The following is a 2,459-nucleotide window of genomic DNA, read 5'->3' as shown; positions in this document are numbered from 1 at the left end:
TGTACAGCAGTTCAGGCTATGTACAGATTCATCAAAAGAACAGAGATTGAAACAGTAATCAATAAATGAACAGCGGATCCGGCAATAGTGTTTCATTACCAGCACTGCGCAAAGCTGCCGGCCGTTGCACGCCACTTATCCTGGCCCTAAAGTGCAGCTACCCGGACAAAAATTCGGGCGACTTAAGTTTCGGGGCGACTTTTGATTAACATACCGTGGACTCAAGCATATCAGAAAGTAATCGTGACAATGAATAGCCAGGTGGGGTATGTGAATTGTGCATTTCATTATTGCTTTGAATCATTTCCTGTGGACAAGGTACCCCAGCTTCAAGGTAGCAAACAAAATAGTAAGTTGGGCAGCTTGCGACGCGACATTTTCTGTAGAATAACAACACCACCTGCCGCGACTGTGGAATTCCGCTATCAGTGTAACACCACACCCCAATAATTTGAAGGGTTCAAAGTTGGGAACGCGGGGTGCTTGACTAGGTGCAGAATCCAGTGATTACGAATACCACAGTCCTATTATCAAGGCTCATAATGAAGCGGAAAGTAGGGTGCAAATAAAATTCTAAAGCAAAAGGAGTGAAGCAATCGCAACACGACAACCGGATATTTAAACTAACCGTATCCGGAACATCCAGAGGATAATTACAACGAAAATCATTGCAACAGGATTAGTACGCGGCGTGCAACAATGGTATTGCTGTAAATGCGGGCGGGACGACCATAAAACTTGAAAGACCAAAACACCTTTTAACAAACTAAATAATCGGTCATGCTGCGGGGCCGCACTTCAGCAATACCCGGCCGTTGGGCGCAATACTGAACAACCCGAAACGTCAGAGTGTCCTATTTCATAAGGTATCTTTGTAATTAAATAAGCGAAACTCAATATGGAGACGGTAGAAATCCGACAAAACAAAAAAACATTAATTCCAGTGCTAGTAATTTTAATAATTGCACTTTTCGGAATGACCTATTACATTTTTCTTTCGGGTGAGTTTAACAACAACACGACAATAAAGTTGCTCTATGTTATACTGAATTTCTCATTAGCCTATTCAATATACATTCTAACAAGGAAGTTTTTAAAGAATGAACCGGTCCTCAAATTCAATAGTACCGAGATTGAAATAAATGAAAAAGGACAGCCTATAGCTCTACTTTGGTCACAGGTTATCGACTGGAAAATCGAAAGGAACGAAGATGGCGGCACCTATTATCTGCTAATAGTGACGGCTGACCGAAAACGTAAAATAAATATTTCTTGGCTTGACAAGAGACCAGCTGAAGTTGAAGAACTATTGCAGACCTATGGCAAAAATTTACAGTATAGTACTGCGCCCAACAGAGCAGTTTAGCGCTAGTGGGGCAGACGTGTAAAGAATCAGCGGTAGGGAAGCGCCGGGCATCAGTTTCAGCGGATTATTATTATTGGACTTTGGTAAGTAAAATTCAACAGTATATCAATAAGCAACGGTAGTACGGTCGGACGAGCATAAATCCCCCACCATCGCCAAGCTGCCGCCGTTAGCAGCTACCTTAAAACACTACGAGTGTCACATCTTTAAATAGCAGTAACTAACATACATAATAGTTTTGAACATCAAACTTGCATTAAGGAAATGTTCAATATTTAAAAGTCAGATAATTGGAGTGTATTTTTTTTGTAAGAAAGAGGTTTTATGAATATTATGGGATTTGTAAAAGGGGACGACAAACAATGATAACTTACATGTTAATTTACAACCGTTATGAAGTCCGGTGGACACTCACAATTATTGCATTAATACTCATAGGAATTGGTTTGCTTCTTAACAAACTGACTGGCGGGATAATTTATAGTTATTGTGACAAAGCAAAATCAAAAACAACATCTAATATATTAATTGGTATTCAATGGACAACTTCTATTTTGCTTGCATTCATTTTACCAAATAATATTTTGAATAATTACATTTTTTTTCAGAAGCTCTATGACGACAATGAACTTTGGATACCGCTTTCTATGGGAGTAGTTCTTTATACTTCGCTTACCACGATAGGACTGTTTTTCAATCTGGCTTTAAGGGATAAATAATATTAAAAATACAATTACAAAGATTGCAATGACGCATATTTGGACAAACAGAAAGGCAGCTGCTAACGTTGCATTGGCAATTTGGCGGCGCGACGAACAGTCAATCAACCATAAGTCGATAATCATCGTATGTCCGATCAAACCGAATTTTCATGAACATTTAACCAATCTTTAAACATTGGTTCTTTATTGATCTGTAGTTATAAAATGAAGAATATAACATACCGCCATATCGCCAATGCTTTATCGTTACGCGCTACCTATCGTAAACCTTCTGTGCAACAGTCGCGACAAATTTGAAGCAGTTTAATATTCGGGACGACGCGAGGATGGACAGGTAGTGATTTTTAAAAATAGACATTCGGGATTTTTAA

General features: G+C 39.1%; 1 protein-coding gene. It reads left to right on the top strand.

Features of this window, described 5'->3' with window-relative positions:
- Positions 1 to 898 precede the first annotated feature (898 nt).
- On the top strand, positions 899 to 1,366 hold the full coding sequence (locus MD536_RS20900; protein ID WP_239603740.1) for a hypothetical protein: 468 nt from the start codon (positions 899 to 901) through the stop codon (positions 1,364 to 1,366).
- Positions 1,367 to 2,459: the final 1,093 nt, after the last annotated feature.

Source organism: Flavihumibacter cheonanensis (genome assembly GCF_022352215.1).
GTDB lineage: Bacteria > Bacteroidota > Bacteroidia > Chitinophagales > Chitinophagaceae > Flavihumibacter > Flavihumibacter cheonanensis.
Note: the sequence above shows the minus strand (reverse complement) of the source record. Positions and strands in the feature narration are given on the sequence as shown.

Excerpts from the sequence above, each read along its gene's own strand:
- MD536_RS20900 (WP_239603740.1), top strand. The coding sequence starts at position 899 with ATGGAGACGGTAGAAATCCGACAAAACAAAAAAACATTAATTCCAGTG.